This is a genomic window from Ruegeria sp. YTSB088, from assembly GCF_059609825.1.
Window position 1 is genome coordinate 17114 of record NZ_JBXWMM010000004.1, and the last position, 19644, is coordinate 36757.

Sequence of the window (19644 nt, forward strand, 5' to 3'; positions counted from 1 at the left end):
GATTATCTCCACGTCTTCTTGTACGCGCCGGTCGTCATGGCCTGCCCTTCGGACAATCGCGCAAGCATTCCTTCCGGCATCGGCTGGCCTGACTCCAGCGCATCGACCGCGACGCGAAAATTCCGAACGACCTGTGCGACATAGGATTTGGACCGTTGGCGCCCTTCGATCTTCAAGGCTGTCACACCTGCCTTTTGCAATTGCGGGATCAACCGTTCTGCGTTCAGGCTGACGGGATCCTCGAACAGGTGCCCGGTTTTTTCACCGGCGGAAAAACACCCTTTGCACAATGTCGGGTAAGGAGCGGGCTCATCCCGTTCGACGCGGTGGATCAGGTAACCGCCAAGGCGCGCGTTCAACGCGCCCTGTTCTTCTTGATACTGCACATGGCTGGCAGGAGAGCAGACACCATTCATATTGGGAGACAACCCGGTGGCATAAGAGGACAGCGAGCATCGCCCCTCGGCCATGACACAAAGACCGCCGAACACGAAGACTTCGGTTTCGACGTCGGTTTCAGAGTTGATCGCGGCAATTTCCGGCACGGACAAAACGCGTGGCAAGACCACCCGTTTCACACCGAAGGTTTCGGCATAGAAATTGATCACGTCAGCATTGGCCGCCGCGGCCTGCACGGACAGGTGCCTGCGTAATCCGGGGTGGTGTCGCGCGGCGTAGTCCAGCAAACCCAGATCGGCGAGAATTACAGCATCCGCATCACAGGCTTCGGCATCCGCCACTGCCCGTTTCCAGATCTCTTCGCTGCCCGCCTGCGGGAAGGTATTGATTGCAACCAACACCTTCGATCCGTGATCGTGGGCATAGGCAATTCCTGCCCGCATTTCAGCGCGATCGAAGTTGAGACCCGGAAAGTTGCGCGCATTGGTTTCATCATTGAAACCACAGTAAACAGTGTGAGCCCCGGCCTTGACAGCTGCACGCAGGGCGGTGGGCGTTCCCGCCGGGCAAACGATCTCCATTACCATAAAACAGCGTCCTCGGGTCGGGTCAGGTAAAGACCGGTCCGACGCTCTGCAAATGCGATGATCTGCTTCAGTGGGCGTGCAAGCGGGCCGGAAAGGGTTGCGGCCTCGTGCGCAAGATCCAGCTCTGCGTCGTCGATTGCGTTGCGCAACGCCAGTGCCGCGGCTGTGTCGCCCTCGATCACCAGATCGCGTGAAAAGAACAGGGCATCACCGTCAAACGCGCCGTGCACCAGCCCCAGCAGCGCGGCCAGTGGGCCGGAAATTCGCGCAGCCCCAACCACGCGCCCCCGACTCAACCTTATCCTTGGCGTGCCACCATTCGGTTCGAGGAGAAGGACAACCGGCAGATCCGTTGGATCGAGCACAAACGCGACCCGGCTGAAATCACCGAGCCGGTTGAGCAGGTCCGGGTGTTTCCCGGTTATCTTTCGGGAAAACGCCGTCAGTGACAGCGACAAAGGTGCAAGCGGAACAAACCGCAGGGTCGCTGCCAGAGCGGCAGGGCATCGCGGTATCTGGTTTTGGGGATCGGACAAACAGACCTCCTGCTGTCTCAACAAAGTGAACCGGTGCGGCCTTCCTAAAGCCGCCCCGGCGCCCGGGACTTGACGGTTGTCAATTCGACCTGCCTCTTTCGCTGCTAGAGGGTGAGTACCACCGCCGGAGCAAACCCATTCGAACTCTGCCGCCATATCCCAGCCTTCGGCATTTTCTGAAATGGTGTCAGGAAACAGGACAGTTCAGGCGCATCCCTGACCCGGTTTCCGTGTGCCATCAAATGACCGCCGTCCACCGCGCCGTGTTAGAGGCCAATGGGCCGGTGTTGCAGTTTGACACACCGACAGGTGTACCCTCGGGGCAGTGCGACATACCGATTGTGGTCAACCTGTTCGGAACTTCGGAACGCGTCGCCGCCGGACTGGGCGTTTCTTCCGAAGGGCTTGACGATTTGGGCGCATTTCTGGCCGCGCTTCGGGCCCCGACGCCCCCGGACGGGTTGCGGGATGCGTTGTCCCGGTGGCCGATGCTGAAGGCCGCATTGTCCACGCGACCGAAGCAGGTCAAAACCGCCGTTGTTCAGCAGGTTTGCCACCGCGGGGCCGATGTTGATCTCTCTTCGCTGCCGATCCAGACGCACTGGCCCCAGGACGTGGGGCCTCTGATCACCTGGCCTGTTGTCATCACCCGGCCCCGTGGCAGCGACCCCGACGCGGCACAGACCTACAATGCCGGCGTCTATCGCGTTCAGGTGCTGGACCGGAACCGTCTGATCATGCGCTGGTTGCCACATCGCGGCGGGGCCGCTCATCATCGCAGTTGGGCGCAGCACGGCGAAAAGACGCCGGTCGCAATTGTTCTGGGCGCAAACCCCGCGACCTTGTTGTCAGCGGCTCTGCCCCTGCCCGAAATGATGTCTGAACTGACATTTGCCGGGGCCCTGAACCAGAACCGGCCACGGTTGGTTCCAGCCAAATCCGTCCCACTGCTGGTTCCAGCAGATGCCGAGATCGTTCTTGAAGGCTGGGTTTCGCCAAGCGAGACAGCGCCCGAAGGGCCGTTCGGAGATCATACCGGGTATTACAATCCCGCCGAGCCTTTTCCGGTGATGCATGTCACGGCCGTGACCCATCGCGAAGCACCTTTGTACCTGTCAACCTATACCGGACGCCCGCCGGACGAGCCTGCCATCATTGGCGAAGTGTTCAATCGCCTTGCCTTGCCGACCATTCGCGCTCAAATTCCCGAAATCCACGACCTCTGGCTGCCGCCTGCCGCCTGTTCCTATCGCATCGCCATCGTCGCCATCGACAAGCGATATCCGGGCCAGGCCCGACGTGTGATGATGGCGCTTTGGGGAATGCTGCCGCAATTCAGCTATACAAAGATGATCGTTGCGGTCGACGCTGATATCGACGCCCGAAACTGGGACGATATCGCTTGGGCGCTTGCCACGCGCATGGATCCAAGCCGTGATGTGATGACCCTAGACAGGACGCCTATGGATTATCTGGATTTCGCCTCACCCGAACCCGGCTTGGCCGGAAAGATAGGAATCGACGCCACGACAAAAACAGGCAGTGAAACACGGCGGGAATGGGGGACGGTCATGCGTACCGACAAGGTTGATCACGCATTTGCGGAAGACCTGATAAACAGATTGATGCCGGAGCTGAGAACATGACGAAAACCCGTGTAGTCTTAGGCGTATCAGGCGCTTCCGGTGCGGTTTTGAGCCTTGCGGTGGCACGACACTTGAAATCGGCGGATATCGAAATCGATCTGGTCGTCAGTCCAGCTGCCCGTCTGACGCTTGCGCAGGAATGCGGCCCGGATGCTCTGAAGGAATTGCGGCAGTCGGCAACCCGTCATCACGCGTCCGCGAATGTTGGGGCCAGTATAGCGTCCGGTTCGGTGCCGGTATCCGGGATGATCGTCGCGCCCTGTTCCATGCGATCACTGGGTGCGATCGCGCATGGCCTGGACGACAACCTGTTGACACGCGCGGCCGGAGTTCAGCTCAAAGAACGGCGCCCACTGGTTCTGCTGACACGAGAAGCGCCGCTGACACTGGCGCATTTGCGCAATATGACAGCCGCCGCAGAAATGGGAGCCATCATCCTGCCCCCTGTGCCTGCTTTCTATTTGAAACCAGCCAACATAACCGAAATCGCAGATCAGATCGCAGCGCGCGCAGTTGATTGTCTGAAGGTTTGTGACCCGGCGGTGAAACAGTGGCATCCCAAAAATGAGGTGGACCTTGTCGAACCGTCCGAAAGCGAATTTCATATTCCATAGCCACAGATCGCGGATGAGATCTGCGGCCACGGGATGACCTTGATCGGGCGTGGCCGGTTGCTTCAGCCGCGCAGCCTGCCACCCTGAGGATCGAACGGCGCCCCTGTCAGCACCCGTGCTTTATGTGGTTTGCCAATCACCTGGATCACCACTTCATCTCCGGGCTGTGCCACCTCGGGGTTGCGGAAACCCAATACCAGAGATTTCCCGACTGAATAGCCGTACGCCCCCGATGTGACGCGGCCGACAGGCGCACCATCAGGTGTAAAGATCGGCTCACTGCCAGTGGCGTCAGCATCCTCGGTGACGTACAATTCGAAGACGGACAGGACCTCGCGGGGTGCATTGTCCTTTATGGACAGATAGGCGTCTTTGTGCAGGAAGTCCTTGTCCAGCTTGATCAGGCCCGTCAGCCCGACCTCTTGCGGCCAGTATTCCTGAGAATACTCCCGTCCCCAGGACCCATAACCCTTTTCGATGCGAAGCGACCCAAGCGCTCGTCCACCCACGGGGCCGCCGTCGCAGTCTTTGGCGGCTTCGAGCAACGCAGAGTAAAGCGCGACCTGATCGGACTCGGCGCAGTGCAGTTCCCAACCCAGATCGCCGGTAAAGCTGACCCGGATGGCCACGCAATCAACACCTGCAACGGTGATCTTCCGGGACCGCATGAAGCGGAACCCTTCGTTGGAAAGGTCTGCATTGGTCAGGCGCGCCAGCGCCTCGCGTGATTTCGGGCCGGCGATGTTGAACCCCGCAACGCGGTCTGTTGCGACTTCAAGGGTCGTACCCTCGGGCATCTCAACCATTTGAAAGAAACGCTGATGATAGCGTTCAGACATACCGGAGCCAATCATCATGTATTCGTCTTCGGCAAGCTTGGTGATGGTAAAGTCACCCGCCACGCCACCGCGAACCGAGATCAGCGGCGTCAGGCAACTGCGGCCCACATCGGTGGGCACGCGATTGGCCACCAGACGATCCAGCCAGTCATAAGCGCCCGGTCCCTTGATCACGTAGTTGGCAAAGTTCGAGATATCGATGACACCCAAGCTGTCGCGCAGCATCTGCACCTCGCGCCCGACCGGATCAAACCAGTTCTGACGGGTAAAGCCGGCGGTCTCTTCTGTGCCGGGTTCATCGGCAAACCACAGTGGGTGTTCCCAACCACAGTTGAGACCAAAGACACAGCCCATCTGTTTCTGCATCTCGTAGGCGGGGCGCACACGGGCCGGGCGGCCTGCGCTGCGTTCTTCATTCGGGAAGTGGATTTTGAAGCGATGGGTGTAGGCGTCTTCGACCCGGGCCTTGGTGAACTTCTTGTCGGCCCAATCGCCAAAGCGGGCGAGATCCCAGGCGAACATGTCATATTGCGGCTCACCCTCGATCATCCATTGCGCCGCCAGCAGTCCCAGCCCGCCGGATTGCGAGAAGCCAGGGATCAGACCGCCACAGAGGAAATAGTTCTTCAGCTCGGGCACCGGTCCCCACAGCATGTTGGCATCGGGCGACCAGATCATCGGGCCGTTTATCACCCGTTTCACCCCGGCTGTGGCAGCGACCGGTACACGTTCGGTGGCGCGGATCACGTTTTCCATGATCCGGTCCAGATCGTCGGGGAACAGTTCATGAGCGAAGTCGAGCGGCGTGCCGTCTTCGGCCCAGAACTTCATATCTTTTTCATAGGCACCGATCAGCAAGCCGTTGCCCTCTTGTCGGAAATAATATTCGCCGTCCCGGTCGGCGATAGACGGCAGACGGCGGCCCAGGCTGGCCACTTCGTCGATGCTCTCGGTCACGAAATACTGATGTTCCGTCGGTTGCAGTGGCAGGGTCAAGCCTGCCAGCGCTCCGACCTCGCGCCCCCAGAGACCCGCCGCGTTGACCACCCATTGGGTATGAATGTCACCCTTGGTCGTACGAACGATCCAACTGCCATCGGGTTGCTGTTCCGTGGCGATCACCGGGCAGAACCGCTCGATGGTGGCCCCCATCGCACGGGCCCCGGCGGCATAGGCATGTGGAACACCCGACGGGTCCACATTGCCGCCATCGGGTTCGTACATGATGCAGCGGATGTCATCAAACTGCGCCAGCGGGTGCAGCTCTTTGGCCTCTTCCCGGCTGACCTCGTGGAAATTCAGCCCATAGAACCGGGCCTTCGCCTCTTGCAGGCGCAACTGCTGCTCGCGCTCTTCGGTCTGGGCCAGATAGAGCGATCCGGGCTGGAACACCCCACAGCTTTGGCCGGTTTCCTTCTCCAACTCCTTATACAGGTTCATCGTATAGTGCTGGATACGGGTGATATTGTTGTTGTCATGCAGACCGTGAATATTCGCCGCCGCATGCCAGGTTGAGCCGCTCGTCAACTCGTCGCGTTCCAGCAGAATCGAGTCCGTCCAGCCAAGCTTGGCGAGGTGATACAGGATCGACGTACCGGCAAGGCCGCCGCCGATGACAACAGCTTTTGCATGGGTTTTCATGAGATATGTCCTTGGATATGGCGCGGCTCAGGCGGCGATTTCTTTCATGACAGCAAGGAATTTAGCGACTTCGCCAATCGAGTTGTAGTGGCACATCGAGACTCGCACACAGGCGTCATAGCCAAGCGGCGTCAGGATATTGCCGGAATAGTGATCCGCCTTGCGCAAATGCGTGCGAATACCTTGTTCGTTCAGCCTTTTGACGACCTCGGACGAGGCCACGCCTTCGACACGCAGCGATACCAGACCTTCTCGCGCGGGATTGTCGGCCCCGCCCAGAATGGCGACTTTCTCCATCTCGGCCAGGCCGCTCAGATTGCCGGTGCCGTGGATCATCGCGTCGGTCAGCGCCTTTTCTTGCGCATGGATCGCATCACCCGCCGCCAGAAACTTGCCGCGCCGATCTTCGGCATCGCTGACCTGACTGCCCAGCCATTCGAAATAGGACACGACGTCTGACATAGTGGCATAAGCTCCGGTGTCGCGCGTGCCCATTTCCCAGTTGTCCGCTGGGCCATCCAGCAAGGCGTTGTGGTCCAGCGCGGTCAGCCGTTCCGAAATCCAGGCGACACCGTAACCATGGCGCGAAAATACCTTGTAGGGTGAGATCACATAACCATCGACGTCATAGGCGGTCAAATCGATCCGGCCATGCGCTGCGTGCTGGATGCCATCGACGATGATGAAACAGTCCGGAGCCACGGTTCGGATGGCCTGAGAAACGGCAGCGACATCAACGCCCATTCCTGTCACCGGAGAGGTATGCAGGATCGTCGCCACTTTGGTATCCGGTGTCACAGCCGCGGCATAGGCTTCGGCCGAGACGGTGCCGGTGGCGTCAACATGGTGCAGCAAAACGTGGGTTTGCCCGGAAATGCGCGCCCAACGATCACAGGCCGAACGCGTGGCCGGGTGTTCCAATGTGGATCCCAGCACAACGCCCGGACCTGTTCCCAGACATGCGTTCATGATCAGCCGGAACAGCAGCTCTGTACCGCTTTCACCCACAAAGAACTGCCCGCCGGGTGCGTTCATGAAATCCCGCAAATCCGCCTTGGCCGCGTTGATCGTGGCAACCAGCGCATGAGATCCCGGATTGTCGCGCCCTTGGTTGTCCGGGATGGCGGCATAGCGCACCGAACTATCCAACACTGAATTCAATGTCAGTGCGCCTCCGGCATTCTCGAAAAAGATCCGCTCACCCTGTTCGGGGCAATGATCGATCTGGGCAAAGCGGCTGCGGATTTGTTTCAGCAGGCTCTCTGATATTTGGCTCATGGTCAGTGGTTCTTGTTTCGTTGGGTATGCAAAGCAGTGCTTTGCCGAACCTAGGACGGTTCCTGTCGCAAGGCATGCAAAAAAAACTGTGGCAAAGCGGTTGAATATTCTGTGCAAGTCGCGCGGGCACCAAACCAAAGCTTGTCACGACAGATACCACCCGTCGCCGGTGCCGAGACTCCGGGCCTGCGGCGGCGGATGGCATATCTCCTTGATTTCCGAACCGTCTGTGGCTGGTCGGCTACTCGGGCAAGTACTTTTCCGACCAGCTTACGGCGGCCGATCCAGCAGAGATCATCGCATCCATATCCTCATCTGCATAACCGACGCTTCGCAGAATGCCGCGAGTATCCGCGCCGTATTTCGGCATCGGTCCCGGAATGACGATCCGGGCGCTTTCGGGTCGCACGGCATTTGGGGCAACCAGATCGCACCACCGGCCCATGGGATGCATGTCATGCCGAATGACACTGAACGTTCCCCGCGTCAGGTCGATATTCCCGGCATTTTCCGGCTGCAACACGGCGTCGCGCGTGTCATGCAGCGATCCCAGAGGCATGACGGTGCTGGCGGAACCAGAAAACGCCTTTTGCCAGTATTCAACAGGTTGCCTGGCAAAACGATCCGCAAGAGCGGCCTGCAATTCCTTTTCCGGCACATCGGCCATGGTGGCAAGGTCTGAGACACGGCGCAGGGCTTCGCGCTGTTCGTCGGGTGCGGCAAAGAACATCCACCCGTCAGCCGCGCGATAGCAATGGTAGAATGGTCCCCAGCCCATTGCCTCGCGCCCGGAAGGTTCGTCAAAAGGCGCGCGGCCTTCGAAATCATACATCAACTGCGCCTGAATGAGGTTCCCGGCCGCCGCCAACGCAGCCCGCGCAATCCCGCCTTTGCCGGTTTTCTGCAATCTCAGCAAGGCCGCGCCAAGCGCAACACATGCGCAATAACCGGTCAGCACGTCAATCGTACCGAAATGCGCGTGTTCTTCGGGTGTCGCCATGCCACCGCCAAAACGCACCATGACCCCTGTCGCCGCCTGCGCCAGGTCGTCATACCCCAGATGGTCCGACTTGGGTCCGCGCGCAGGACCGCCAAAGGCATCGAGTTGCACAAGTATGAGGCGGGGGTTGATCGCCGCCAGCTCTTCCTCGCTCAACCCCAAGGCATCGCGCTGCTCATCCGTGCCGTTCATCGTGATGACATCCGAGGATTCGATGAGTCGCCGCAACGCCTGCTTCCCGTCATCCGCGCTCAAGTTCAGCAAAACACTTTGTTTTCCACGATGTGCGTGCAGACCGAAAACCACGGTATTCCACGGATCGACCGAAGGCTCCACCGGCTGAACGGAAGTCACCTTTGCGCCAAATCGCGCCAACGTGGACCCAATCGTCGGACCGGCGATCACGTTGGTCAGGTCCAGCACCTTTAACCCCTCCAGCCAGCCTTGGTCGCTTGCGGCTGGCGGTCCGCTGCGCGGCGGTTCAGCAAGTATCGTTGAAACGGGTGCGTCATCGAGATCCGGGCCCGGTTTTTTTACCAGCGCAGCGCCATCATCCACAAGCCAAGCAACATTTCCCATCTGCTTCATGTTCCCATGACGCGGGTCCTCTACCTCCAACACCAAACCTGAGGCCAAAGCATGTGGATCGGCCAGCCATTCCTTGCTGAATCGTTGCGCCGTTCCGGGCACCTTGGCAGACCCGAAAAGCGCTTCCCACTCATGAGAGGGCCTTGTCAGGAAGGCCTTCTTCATCGCGCTGGACACACGCGCGCGATCCCTTGCTCCGACGGGGTAGTTGCGCAGCGACCATTCGTCTGGCCAGTCTGCAGCATCGAGATAGGCGTCGAAGTCCGGCAATTGATCGGCAAGGTCTTTGAGGCCAAGCGTCTCCAACACCCGCCGCGGATGTGTTTTCACACTGCCCGCGACCACATAGAACCCGCGCCCGTCGGCGCAGGTATAAGTTCGATAGAAAGGGTCCAGGAACTCTTCCAGTTCCGCAAAGCTCAGATCCGTTGGCAAGCCTTCGGCTGCGCGCCTGTCAAGTTCCTCTTCGCGAGGAGACTTGTAGCGTTCGGGATAGTCTTCAATCTGCTCACAATTATAGACCAACCCTTCAAGCAACGCCGAAGCCAGAGGCACCTCGATGTGATCGCCTCCGTTCCGATCACGTGCAGCCAAAGCGAACTGCACGGCCATCGCGCCGAATGAAGCGCCATAGGCCGATGCCAGCGTCAAAGGCGAAAAGGATGGGTTGATGCCCATCAAGCGCCGGTTCAGCCCCATATCCGTGAACTGCCCGGTACGGGCAGCGATCACGGCTTCCCACGCGGGAAGATGTGCCAGCGCGGGATCGGTTGAGGCGAACCCCGGAAGTGACAATGACACGATGCGCGGATTTATGTCGCGCAGAGCTTTCGGACCCAGGCCCAGCCTCTGCATCACGCCGGGCCGGAAGTTCTCGATCACCACGTCAGCCCGGGCCACCAATTCGCGTGCGACCTTCAAACCCGCGTCCGATTTGAGGTCGATCGTCACAGCGGTTTTGCCGCGTGACAGCATATCAGTGGCCGGTTCTTTCAATCGCGGGCCACCGGGCGGGTCGATGCGGATTACTTTTGCCCCCAAATCGGCAAGCATCATGCCAACCAGTGGACCGGCCAGGTATTGGCCAAAATCGAGGACACGAATATGATCGAGCGGCCTTGCAGTCATTCGTTGCTACTCATCCAGAATGATAGATTGACTTTTGCAGCGTGGGTTGTTGGCAGGTGTTCGCCATGCCCTTCCCGGAGCAGGCTGAATTGCCAAGCTTGGAACATAGTTTATCAATGCAACACCTGTCCTTATCCCGCGCGATAGAGTTGTCCCTACTGAGAGTCAAAGCCTCCTCCTGCGACAACTGGGCATACCATGCAGCCGAGCAAAGCCAAGGAGTTGTCCGATTTGACCAGGGGATGTCGCAAACGAGAAACATAGCTCAAAACTGCTCGTTTGTCGCATATTGAGAAGCGTTCCGAGGTCCGGATGGAAGCGGATCGGTCGCTATACGAGACCACCAGAAGATTGAGGCCAGAAACCAGAACGAGGGCTCGCTGAACGGCCGATGAAAGTGGACCTTCCAAGGTACCAAACGGCGCAAAACACATGATTACGGCGCGACACACCTGCGGCAATCGCAATTTCGTCATAGTGTCGCTTTTTCCGTCTTTATGCCATCTTCGTACATCAATTCGTCAAATTCACACCTATGAAATGTCACGGCTACTTGTCACGCTTGGCACAGGATAGGAAGAAGCGGAGATTTTTATGTCCTGGAATGTGTGCGTTGTCGGCGCTGGAAAGATCGGGCAGATGATCGCAACCCTTTTGAAAGGGTCGCCGAATTACTCTGTGACAGTGGCAGATAATGATCTGAAAGCTCTTGGCGATATCGCAAAAATGGGCGTTGGAACCAAGCAGATTGACGCCAAAGACGCGGACGGTCTGGCCCGGGAACTGAACGGGTTCGATGCAGTCATCTCTGCGGCCCCGTTTTTCTTGACCCCTACGATTGCAAAAGCATCGAAAACGGCCGGCGCGCATTATTTTGACCTGACCGAAGATGTCGCGGCCACAAGCGCAGTACGTGAACTGGCCGGGGACAGCGCGACTGCATTTATGCCTCAGTGCGGTCTGGCACCAGGTTTTGTCGGCATCGCCGGGGCTTCGCTGGCGTCGGAGTTTGACGAGATTGACAGCCTGCATATGCGGGTGGGGGCATTGCCGCTTTATCCGACCAACGCGCTGAAATACAACCTGACCTGGTCCACCGACGGGTTGATCAACGAATACTGCAACCCATGCGATGCCATCGTGAATGGCAAGCTGGTCAAGACCGCGCCGCTGGAGAACTACGAAGTGCTGGGCCATGACGGTGTGGAATACGAATGCTTCAATACCTCGGGCGGTCTGGGCACTTTGCCGGAAACGCTGGAAGGCAAGGCGCGCGCTGTGTCCTATCGCTCGATCCGCTATCCGGGCCATTGCGATATCCTTAAACTGCTTCTGAACGATCTGGGACTGGAACGCCGCCGCGACCTGCTGAAGGAGATATTCGAGGCGGCCCTGCCCCGCACCGATCAGGATGTAGTGCTGGTATATTGTACCGCAAAGGGCAAGATCGACGGTGTGCTGCGCGAAAAGTCCCTGATCAACAAATCCTTTGCCCGCAGCATCAACGGACAGGTCTGGAGCGCCATTCAGGTCACGACCGCCGCAGGCGTGCTGGGAGTGGTCGATCTGATGCGGATCGGAGCGCTGCCCTCGAAAGGCTTTGTCCGGCAGGAACAAGTCAAGCTGGATGATTTCCTCAACACTGAATTCGGCCAGCTGTATCGCGCTGGTGACGTCACCGAACAGAACAAGGCGGCCTGAGATATGAAAGACATCGTTATGACAGCCCAAACCACGCTCGCAAATCTTGATCTGACCGAGACCCAACTGAGAGGCGGCACGCTAAAGGTCACGTCACCGATTGACGGAAGCCTGCTGGCCGAAGTGCATGAGACGCCGATCTCTGACATGGACGCCGTCTTTTCCCGTGCCAAGGCTGCGTTCAAGGAATGGCGCGTGGTCCCTGCCCCGCGCCGGGGTGAACTGATCCGCCTGTTGGGCGAGGAGTTGCGCGCTGCCAAGGATGACCTGGGCGCTTTGGTCAGTTGGGAAGCAGGCAAGATCACCTCGGAAGGTCTGGGCGAAGTGCAAGAGATGATCGACATCTGCGACTTTGCCGTCGGTCTGTCGCGTCAGCTCTATGGTCTGACTATCGCATCCGAACGTCCTGGCCACCGGATGATGGAAACCTGGCACCCTGCAGGACCGGTCGGCGTGATCTCGGCCTTCAACTTTCCGGTCGCGGTTTGGTCGTGGAACGCCGCTCTGGCAATTGTTTGCGGTGATCCGGTGATCTGGAAACCGTCCGAAAAAACCCCGCTGACGGCACTAGCCTGCCAGAAGATTTTCGAACGCGCCCTGACCCGATTTGGCGATGCGCCGGACGGTCTGCTGCAAACGCTTATCGGTGGCGCAGGTCTTGGGGAAAGGCTGGTGGTCAGCGAAGATGTTCCCGTGATCTCGGCCACGGGATCGACCCGCATGGGCCGCGCTGTCGCCCCCATCGTCGCACAGCGCTTTGGCAAGTGCATTCTGGAACTGGGGGGCAACAACGCAATGATCGTCGGCCCTTCGGCTGATTTGGAGATGGCAGTGCGCGCGATTGTCTTTTCGGCAGTAGGCACCGCTGGTCAGCGCTGCACCACGCTGCGTCGGCTGATCGTGCACAACTCGATCCGGGAAGAACTGGTGAGCCGTCTGAAAAAAGCCTATTCGGGTCTGCCCGTTGGCAATCCTCTGACAGAGGGCACATTGGTTGGTCCGCTTGTGGACGAAGCGGCGGGCGCGGCGATGACCGCAGCTTTGAAAGCAGCCGAAGCAGAAGGCGGTTCGGTGTTCGGCGGCAACCGCGTTACCGAAGGCGTTCCGACAGGCGTCTACATGGAACCTGCGATTGTCGAAATGCCCGATCAGACTTCAACAGTGAAAACCGAAACCTTTGCGCCGATCCTCTACGTCATGGGCTATGATGATTTCGACGACGCGGTAGAGCTTCAGAACGACGTACCGCAAGGCCTCTCATCCTGCGTGTTTACCCTGAACATGCGCGAGGCCGAGCAGTTCCTGACCGCGGCCGGGTCCGATTGCGGCATTGCCAACGTAAATATCGGACCTTCAGGAGCAGAGATCGGTGGCGCTTTCGGCGGAGAGAAAGAAACCGGCGGCGGGCGTGAAAGCGGTTCGGACGCGTGGAAAGCTTATATGCGTCGCCAGACAAATACCGTGAATTACTCTGCCGAACTCCCACTGGCTCAGGGCGTCAAATTCGACATCTGAGTATCACTGGAAAGCCGTTGGGCAAAACCTCGCAAAGCTTGCGAATACATCATCCGGGAGAACCAGTCCCGGGTGATTTTCAAATTTCATTCCAGCATGTTAAGGCGGCAACCAAAGCACAGGCAAGGTCAGCTTCGTTTACGCGGTTATCCACCGGGGAGCATAGATCCGACACCAGACTAACCAGACCTGTTTCAGGCCAGGGGTTCGGATGACGACACAGCGGCGGTCATTCCGGGACTGATTGATTGTCGTGCGTTTATCGCCGGGGTAGCAGCTGACTGCCCGCCTCTTTTCATGACGGCAATCCAACATCTTTCGGCGAGGGGTTGTCCGGGGCTTTGCGCGACCTCATTGATCAGGGGATGGTCCTGTCCGATGCGCTGGCGCTGTTCACCTCAAACGTGGCCCATGCGCTGAAGCCGCATCGCGCAGGTCGCCGGAAAGCGGGAATGGGCGCCGATCCGGTGGTTCTTGACGAAAACCTTGCTGTACGGCATGAGATGGCCCCGGGGGGGAATGGCATGTCCGCGATGGCCAGGTAGCCCGACGCGGCATGTATGAACAGATTTAAGCGTCCGAGCGGTCCCCGGTGATTGCCCGCTTCAGCACCGGAAGGTAGTTAAGATATGTGCCCTGCACCCGTTGATGCAGAGACCCCACGCGGGTTCATTATCCCGATCGGAGGCGGCGAAGATCGCGTCAAGGAAATGCAGATCCACCGCAAGTTCGTTGAGCTTTCTGGCGGCGAAGATGCTGACATCGTCGTAATCCCGACGGCCTCGATGCTGGAAGAAACAGGACCCGATTATAACCGCATCTTTTCCGAGCTGGGCGCGGGCAAGGTTGAGTTCCTGCCTATCTCGCGCAGGGCGGATTGTGACAACCCCGAGTATGCCGAGATGCTTGACCGGGCGACCGGAGTTTTCATGACCGGTGGAAACCAGTTGCGCCTTTCTGCGATTCTTGGAGGAACTCTGGTCGCCCAAAAAATACGCCGACGTAATGCAGCCGGTGTACCGGTTGCCGGAACTTCGGCGGGCGCCTCGATCATGTCCGAGCATATGGTGGCCGGTGGAAGCGGCAACTCGGCACCTGCCGAAGGCAATATCACACTTGCACCGGGCATGGGCCTGACCAATGCTGTCATCATCGATCAGCATTTCACGCAGCGGAACCGTTTGGGTCGGCTGCTAACAGCTTCATCTTTCAACCCATTTCTGATCGGCCTTGGCATTGACGAAGACACGGCCGCCTTCATCGGACCCGACAACGTCTTCGAAGTCATCGGCAGCGGTTCGGTTACCGTGGTCGACGCCAGCCAGTTGACACATTCATCAATGTGGGACGCCCGGCGGGGCGAAGCGCTGAGCCTGCTGGGACTTCGGCTTGACGTTCTGGGCGAAGGGTGCCGTTATGATCTGACGGCTCGCCAGGCTTTTCCGCCAGATGAGCATATGGCGTTCTGCACGTTGCCGGATTAATCCGGTTAAGAGGCCGCCAGCGGGGGAAATTAAAGTTAACCAACGAGGAGCCTCATGAAAATAATCTCGACCAATGTATTTGTCGGCCCGAATGTCTGGGCAAGTTTCCCGGTTATTCGCCACGTCATCGATCTTGGTGTTCTGGAAGAGTGGCCCTCGGCAAAAATTGGTTCCGAGTTTATCGATGCATTGATCGAGGCGCTTCCTGGCCTTGCCGAACATGGCTGTTCCTATCGCGAACCCGGCGGTTTCATCCGCCGCCTGCGCGAAGACGAAGGCACGTGGCTGGGTCACGTTCTGGAACATTGTGCCATCGAGGTTCAGAACGTAGCCGGCTCCGATGTGACCTTTGGCCGGACGCGCGGCACAGGCGAACCGGGCCAGTACAACATGGTGTACGAATACCGTCAGCGCGACGTTGGTCTGGATGCAGGTAAACTTGCGATGCGACTACTAATGCACCTGTTGCCGCAATCTTTGAAAGAACAGGTGGATTGCGATTTCGACCCGGACTTCAACTGGGACGATGAGCTGCGCAGTTTTGTTCTGCGCGCGCAGCGCAAGGAATTCGGCCCGTCGACCGGATCGCTGGTCAAGGCGGCGCGAGAACGCGACATACCTTGGATCAGGCTCAACTCTGGCTCGCTGGTGCAATTCGGGCACGGCAAATATCAAAAACGCATTCAGGCGACGATTACATCCGAGACCAAACATATCTCGGTCGAGATTTCCTGCGACAAGGAAGATACCCACAACCTGCTGAACGATCTTGGCCTTCCGGTACCGCAACAGCGCATGGTCTACTCCGCGCGCGAAGCAGTGCGCGCTGCACGGCGTATTGGCCATCCGGTGGTCGTCAAACCTTTGAATGCCAATCATGGGCGGGGGGTTTCGATCAATCTGAACTCCGATGAAGAGGTCGAGGCTGGCTTCGCCGAGGCCAAGGAACATTCCCGCAGCCGCGCCATTCTGGTGGAAAGCTTTGTCACCGGGTTCGATCACAGGATGCTGGTAGTAAATAACAAGCTGGTTGCAGTGGCCAAACGGGTTCCGGGCCATGTGGTCGGTGACGGCACACACACGATTGCCGAGTTGGTCGATATCGTGAACGAAGACCCGCGCCGGGGCATCGGGCATGAAAAAGTGCTGACCATGTTGGAGATCGACAATCAGGCCAAACGTCTAATGGAAGCCGCGGGCGTAACCAAAGAAACCGTATTGCCAGACGGTGAGGTTTTCTATCTGCGCTCGACCGCGAACCTTTCGACGGGCGGCACTGCAATCGACCTGACAGATGTGGTCCACCCCGACAACCGCGACATGGCGGAACGTGCCATCATGGCGGTTGGGCTGGATGTGGGCGGCGTCGATTTCCTGATCGACGACATCACCAAATCCTACAAGGACATTGGTGGTGCAATTGTCGAAGTGAACGCGGCACCCGGGTTCCGAATGCATGTGGCCCCGTCCGAAGGACAGCCACGCGATGCGGCAGGCAAAGTGATCGACATGCTGTTTCCGGCCAATGAGGAAACCCGCATCCCGATCGCCGCGATCACCGGTACAAATGGCAAGACGACAACGTCACGGATGCTCGGGCATATCATGAAGACCAGCGGCAAGATCGTTGGCATGACCTCTACCGACGGCGTCTATGTAGACGGAAAACTGAGCGTCAAGGGTGACATGACCGGGCCAAAATCCGCACAGATCGTCTTGCGCGACCCGATGGTTGACTTCGCCGTAATGGAAACCGCGCGCGGAGGGCTTGTGCGGTCTGGTCTGGGATACCAGCGTTCGAACGTGGCGGCATGCCTGAACGTCTCGGCCGACCACCTTGGCCTTGGCGGCATAAACACGGTCGAGGAACTGGCTGTGGTGAAACGCGTGGTGGTGGAAAGCGCCACGGATACAGCGGTTCTGAATGCCGATGACATCAATTGTCTGAAAATGGCCGATTATGCCGGGGCAGATCAGATCTTCTATGTCACAACCAACCCCGGCCACGGCCTTGTCAAGGAACATATCAAGGCGGGCGGAAAGGCTATCGTGCTGGAAAAGGGCATGAGCGGCGACATGCTGACGATTTATGACAACGGGCTGCATATTCCGGTACTATGGTCGCATCTGATCCCTGCCACGTTGGAAGGCAAGGCAGTCTTCAACGTTCAAAACGCCATGTTCGCTGCAGCGATGGCGTATAGTTTTGGGGTTGATCTGGACAACATCCGGCACGGGTTGCGCACCTTCGATACCAGTTATTTCCAGGCTCCGGGGCGCATGAACGTCTATGACGAGCATTCCTTCAAGGTGATCTTGGATTACGGCCATAACCCCGCCGCACTCAAAGCGATGGCTGCGCTGGCCGATCAATTGGAGATCAAGGGTCGCAGACTGTGCGTGGTTGCCATGCCTGGCGACCGGCGCAATGAAGATATTGTAGACGGAGCAGCCGCGCTGGCCGGACATTTTGACCATTTCATCTGCAAGGCCGATGACCGCCGCAGGGGTCGGGGGCACGACGAAGTGCCACAAATGATGCGTCAGGCACTGATCGACAACGGAGTCGACGATGCATCCATTACAATCATCCCGGATGAGGTTGAGGCCGTAAAAGCCGGGCTGGAGCAAGCAGCGCCGGGGGACCTGTTGGTGATCTTCGGCGACGAAACGACACGCTGCTGGAAACAAATCATCTATTTCAACTCTGACAGTAAAGCCCCAGATACCGAGGATGCACCGAGGACCAGTCCCGCCGACAATTCGTTCGAGGACATGTTCGAAAGCGATCAAAACCTGATCCGAGACGAGCGCGGCGTGCGTTTAGCTCGTGAGATCAGCGAAGACGCCGACTGAGCGGAGGCGCCGGAATGGACCGGATTGAAGAGCTTGAAACCGCGCTGACCATTGCAAGCGCGACCGCTGATCATATTCAGGTGGATGACGCCCGGCGTCTGACTGGGCCCGGCCTGCTATGGAATAAACCCGGGGCAGTGATGGATGTATTTTTCACCGAGATTGACCCATCTCGGGTCTCTGCGCTGTGGGAGAAAAATGCCCGGCGCGTGCTGGACGCGCTGGGATGGCAGGATCAGGACCTGACATATCGCACCTTTACCGGCGGCATCAATCTGGTGATATCCGCACCGATGGATCAGCTGTATTCTGCGATCTTCGCGGCGCAGACGGCATGGCACTTCTGTGCCGCCGAATTGTTGGGCGCAACTTCCGGTGACTTTGATCAAATGGTGGCGGATGTCAAAGCTGTCATGGCCAAAGAAGCCAATCCCCGCCTGATCGAGCTGATCACAGCGGCCGAGGCGCATGGCGTGGACATTCTGTGTGACGATGATGAGATTTCAATCGGCCACGGCACAGGCAGTCAGGTCTGGCCGGTCGAAGCGCTGCCCGCCCCCGGTGACGTGGACTGGTCCAGCCTTCACAACATTCCCGTTGCGTTCATCACCGGAACCAATGGCAAGACCACGACGACCCGATTGCTTGAAGCGATCGCGCGCGCCTCGGGCAAAGTCGCTGGGTTGACCTCGACCGAGTTTGTGCGCGTGGGCGACGATATTCTGGACCGAGGTGATTACTCGGGCCCCGGGGGCGGCCGGATGTTGCTGCGCGACAAGCGGCTTGAGATCGCCTGCCTCGAAGTGGCCCGTGGGGGCATACTGCGCCGCGGCCTGCCGACGCGTGCGGCCACGGCGGCGGCTGTCACCAACGTCGCGAATGACCATTTGGGCCAATACGGCGTCAATACCGTGCCGGAACTGGCGCAGGCGAAGTTTGCCGTTCACCGAACGCTGGTCGAAGGCGGTGTGCTGGCCCTGAACGCTGACGACGCGTATGTTCGGGCCGAGGCAAAAAACACGTTGGCGAATATCTGGTGGTTTTCGCTGGACAGGCAGAACGATCTGATACGTCAAGCCCGAGAAGCGGGCCGGCGCTGCGCCTATTTGCACCAAGGCAACATCATCTATTTTGATGGCAGTTCCGAAAGGAACGTGATTGCCGTGTCAGGTGTGCCCCTGACAATGGGCGGGGTGGCGAAATACAATATTCTGAACGCATTGGCAGCCATGTGCCTTGCTCTGGCGCTGGATCTACCCTTTCAGGCGGTGCGGGATGGGCTGGCGGGTTTCAAACCTGATGCACAGGACAATCCGGGGCGCTGCAACGAGTTCAATCATAATGACGCGCGTGTTTTTGTAGACTTCGCACATAACCCGCACTCGATTTCCGCCGTGTGCGATGCGCTGTCAGGCCTTCCGGCAAAACGTCGCTTTATCATGCTCAGCCATGCAGGTGACAGATCGGATCAGGACATTCGGGACGTCACCGCGACGGCTTTGAAGTTCCAACCCGACGTGATCGTTGCCGCTGAACTAGAAGGCTATCTGAGAGGCCGGGCCTTGGGCGAAATCCCGGACCTGATCGAAGGGACGGCTTTGCAGAACGGATACAGGGCTGATCAGATCCAAAGGGCCCGATCCCCTTCTCAGGCGGCCGCCAATATTCTGGATCAACTCGAGCCCGGGGATCTTGCCTTGTTGCTTGTCCTATCAGAACGCGACGCTGTACTTGAGATGCTGGGCGCGTAGGTGCAACGCCCGTTGGAGCATCCCGGTGATCGATTGAAAAAGCAAACCAAGCTGACAATCGGCTTGCGGCGGCCAGGAAAT

General features: G+C 58.6%; 13 protein-coding genes. 8 read left to right on the plus strand and 5 right to left on the minus strand.

Annotation, left to right across the window (positions count from 1 at the left end; all coding sequences use genetic code 11):
• Positions 1-2: 2 nt before the first annotated feature.
• Both ubiU and ubiT read right to left on the minus strand, forming a co-directional pair.
• On the minus strand, positions 3-980 hold the full coding sequence (gene ubiU / locus AC2FFA_RS07615; protein WP_496683918.1) for a ubiquinone anaerobic biosynthesis protein UbiU: 978 nt from the start codon (positions 978-980) through the stop codon (positions 3-5).
• Entirely contained in the window at positions 980-1522 is a 543-nt protein-coding gene (gene ubiT / locus AC2FFA_RS07620) for a ubiquinone anaerobic biosynthesis accessory factor UbiT (protein WP_254683850.1), read from the minus strand. Before ubiT ends, ubiU begins: the two co-directional genes overlap by 1 nt.
• 137 nt (positions 1523-1659) lie before the next feature.
• Here ubiT and AC2FFA_RS07625 point away from each other — a divergent pair, with 137 nt between their 5' ends.
• Both AC2FFA_RS07625 and AC2FFA_RS07630 read left to right on the plus strand, forming a co-directional pair.
• Entirely contained in the window at positions 1660-3168 is a 1509-nt protein-coding gene (locus tag AC2FFA_RS07625) for a UbiD family decarboxylase (RefSeq protein ID WP_496851328.1), read from the plus strand.
• Positions 3165-3782, plus strand: a complete 618-nt coding sequence (locus AC2FFA_RS07630; protein ID WP_496850905.1) for a UbiX family flavin prenyltransferase — start codon at positions 3165-3167, stop codon at positions 3780-3782. The genes AC2FFA_RS07625 and AC2FFA_RS07630 overlap by 4 nt, the downstream gene beginning before the upstream one ends.
• Positions 3783-3844: 62 nt before the next feature.
• Here AC2FFA_RS07630 and AC2FFA_RS07635 read toward each other — a convergent pair whose 3' ends face one another.
• The 3 genes from AC2FFA_RS07635 to AC2FFA_RS07645 all read right to left on the minus strand — a co-directional run bounded on the left by AC2FFA_RS07635 (position 3845) and on the right by AC2FFA_RS07645 (position 10256).
• Entirely contained in the window at positions 3845-6262 is a 2418-nt protein-coding gene (locus AC2FFA_RS07635; RefSeq protein WP_496850907.1) for a GcvT family protein, read from the minus strand.
• Between the two features lie 27 nt (positions 6263-6289).
• Positions 6290-7540, minus strand: a complete 1251-nt coding sequence (locus tag AC2FFA_RS07640) for an aminotransferase class V-fold PLP-dependent enzyme (protein WP_496850908.1) — start codon at positions 7538-7540, stop codon at positions 6290-6292.
• A 241-nt stretch (positions 7541-7781) separates the two neighbouring features.
• Positions 7782-10256, minus strand: a complete 2475-nt coding sequence (locus AC2FFA_RS07645; RefSeq protein WP_496850910.1) for a CoA transferase — start codon at positions 10254-10256, stop codon at positions 7782-7784.
• A 594-nt stretch (positions 10257-10850) separates the two neighbouring features.
• Here AC2FFA_RS07645 and AC2FFA_RS07650 point away from each other — a divergent pair.
• From AC2FFA_RS07650 to AC2FFA_RS07675, 6 genes are all read left to right on the plus strand, one after another.
• Positions 10851-11957 carry a saccharopine dehydrogenase family protein gene (locus AC2FFA_RS07650; RefSeq protein WP_496850911.1) on the plus strand — a complete coding sequence of 369 codons (1107 nt, stop codon included), beginning with the start codon at positions 10851-10853 and terminating at the stop codon, positions 11955-11957.
• Positions 11958-11975: 18 nt separating this feature from the next.
• Entirely contained in the window at positions 11976-13472 is a 1497-nt protein-coding gene (amaB, locus tag AC2FFA_RS07655) for an L-piperidine-6-carboxylate dehydrogenase (RefSeq protein WP_496851330.1), read from the plus strand.
• 341 nt (positions 13473-13813) lie between these two features.
• Entirely contained in the window at positions 13814-14017 is a 204-nt protein-coding gene (locus tag AC2FFA_RS07660; protein ID WP_496850912.1) for a hypothetical protein, read from the plus strand.
• Positions 14018-14101: 84 nt separating this feature from the next.
• Positions 14102-14956, plus strand: coding sequence for a cyanophycinase (locus tag AC2FFA_RS07665; protein WP_117873661.1), 855 nt, complete (start codon positions 14102-14104; stop codon positions 14954-14956).
• A gap of 54 nt (positions 14957-15010) precedes the next feature.
• Positions 15011-17812 (plus strand): cyanophycin synthetase, encoded by a 2802-nt coding sequence (gene cphA, locus AC2FFA_RS07670; RefSeq protein WP_496850915.1) that lies wholly within the window; start codon positions 15011-15013, stop codon positions 17810-17812.
• Between the two features lie 14 nt (positions 17813-17826).
• A complete protein-coding gene (locus AC2FFA_RS07675) occupies positions 17827-19563 on the plus strand; it encodes a Mur ligase family protein (RefSeq protein WP_496850917.1) in 1737 nt (578 codons plus the stop codon).
• Positions 19564-19644 lie beyond the last annotated feature (81 nt).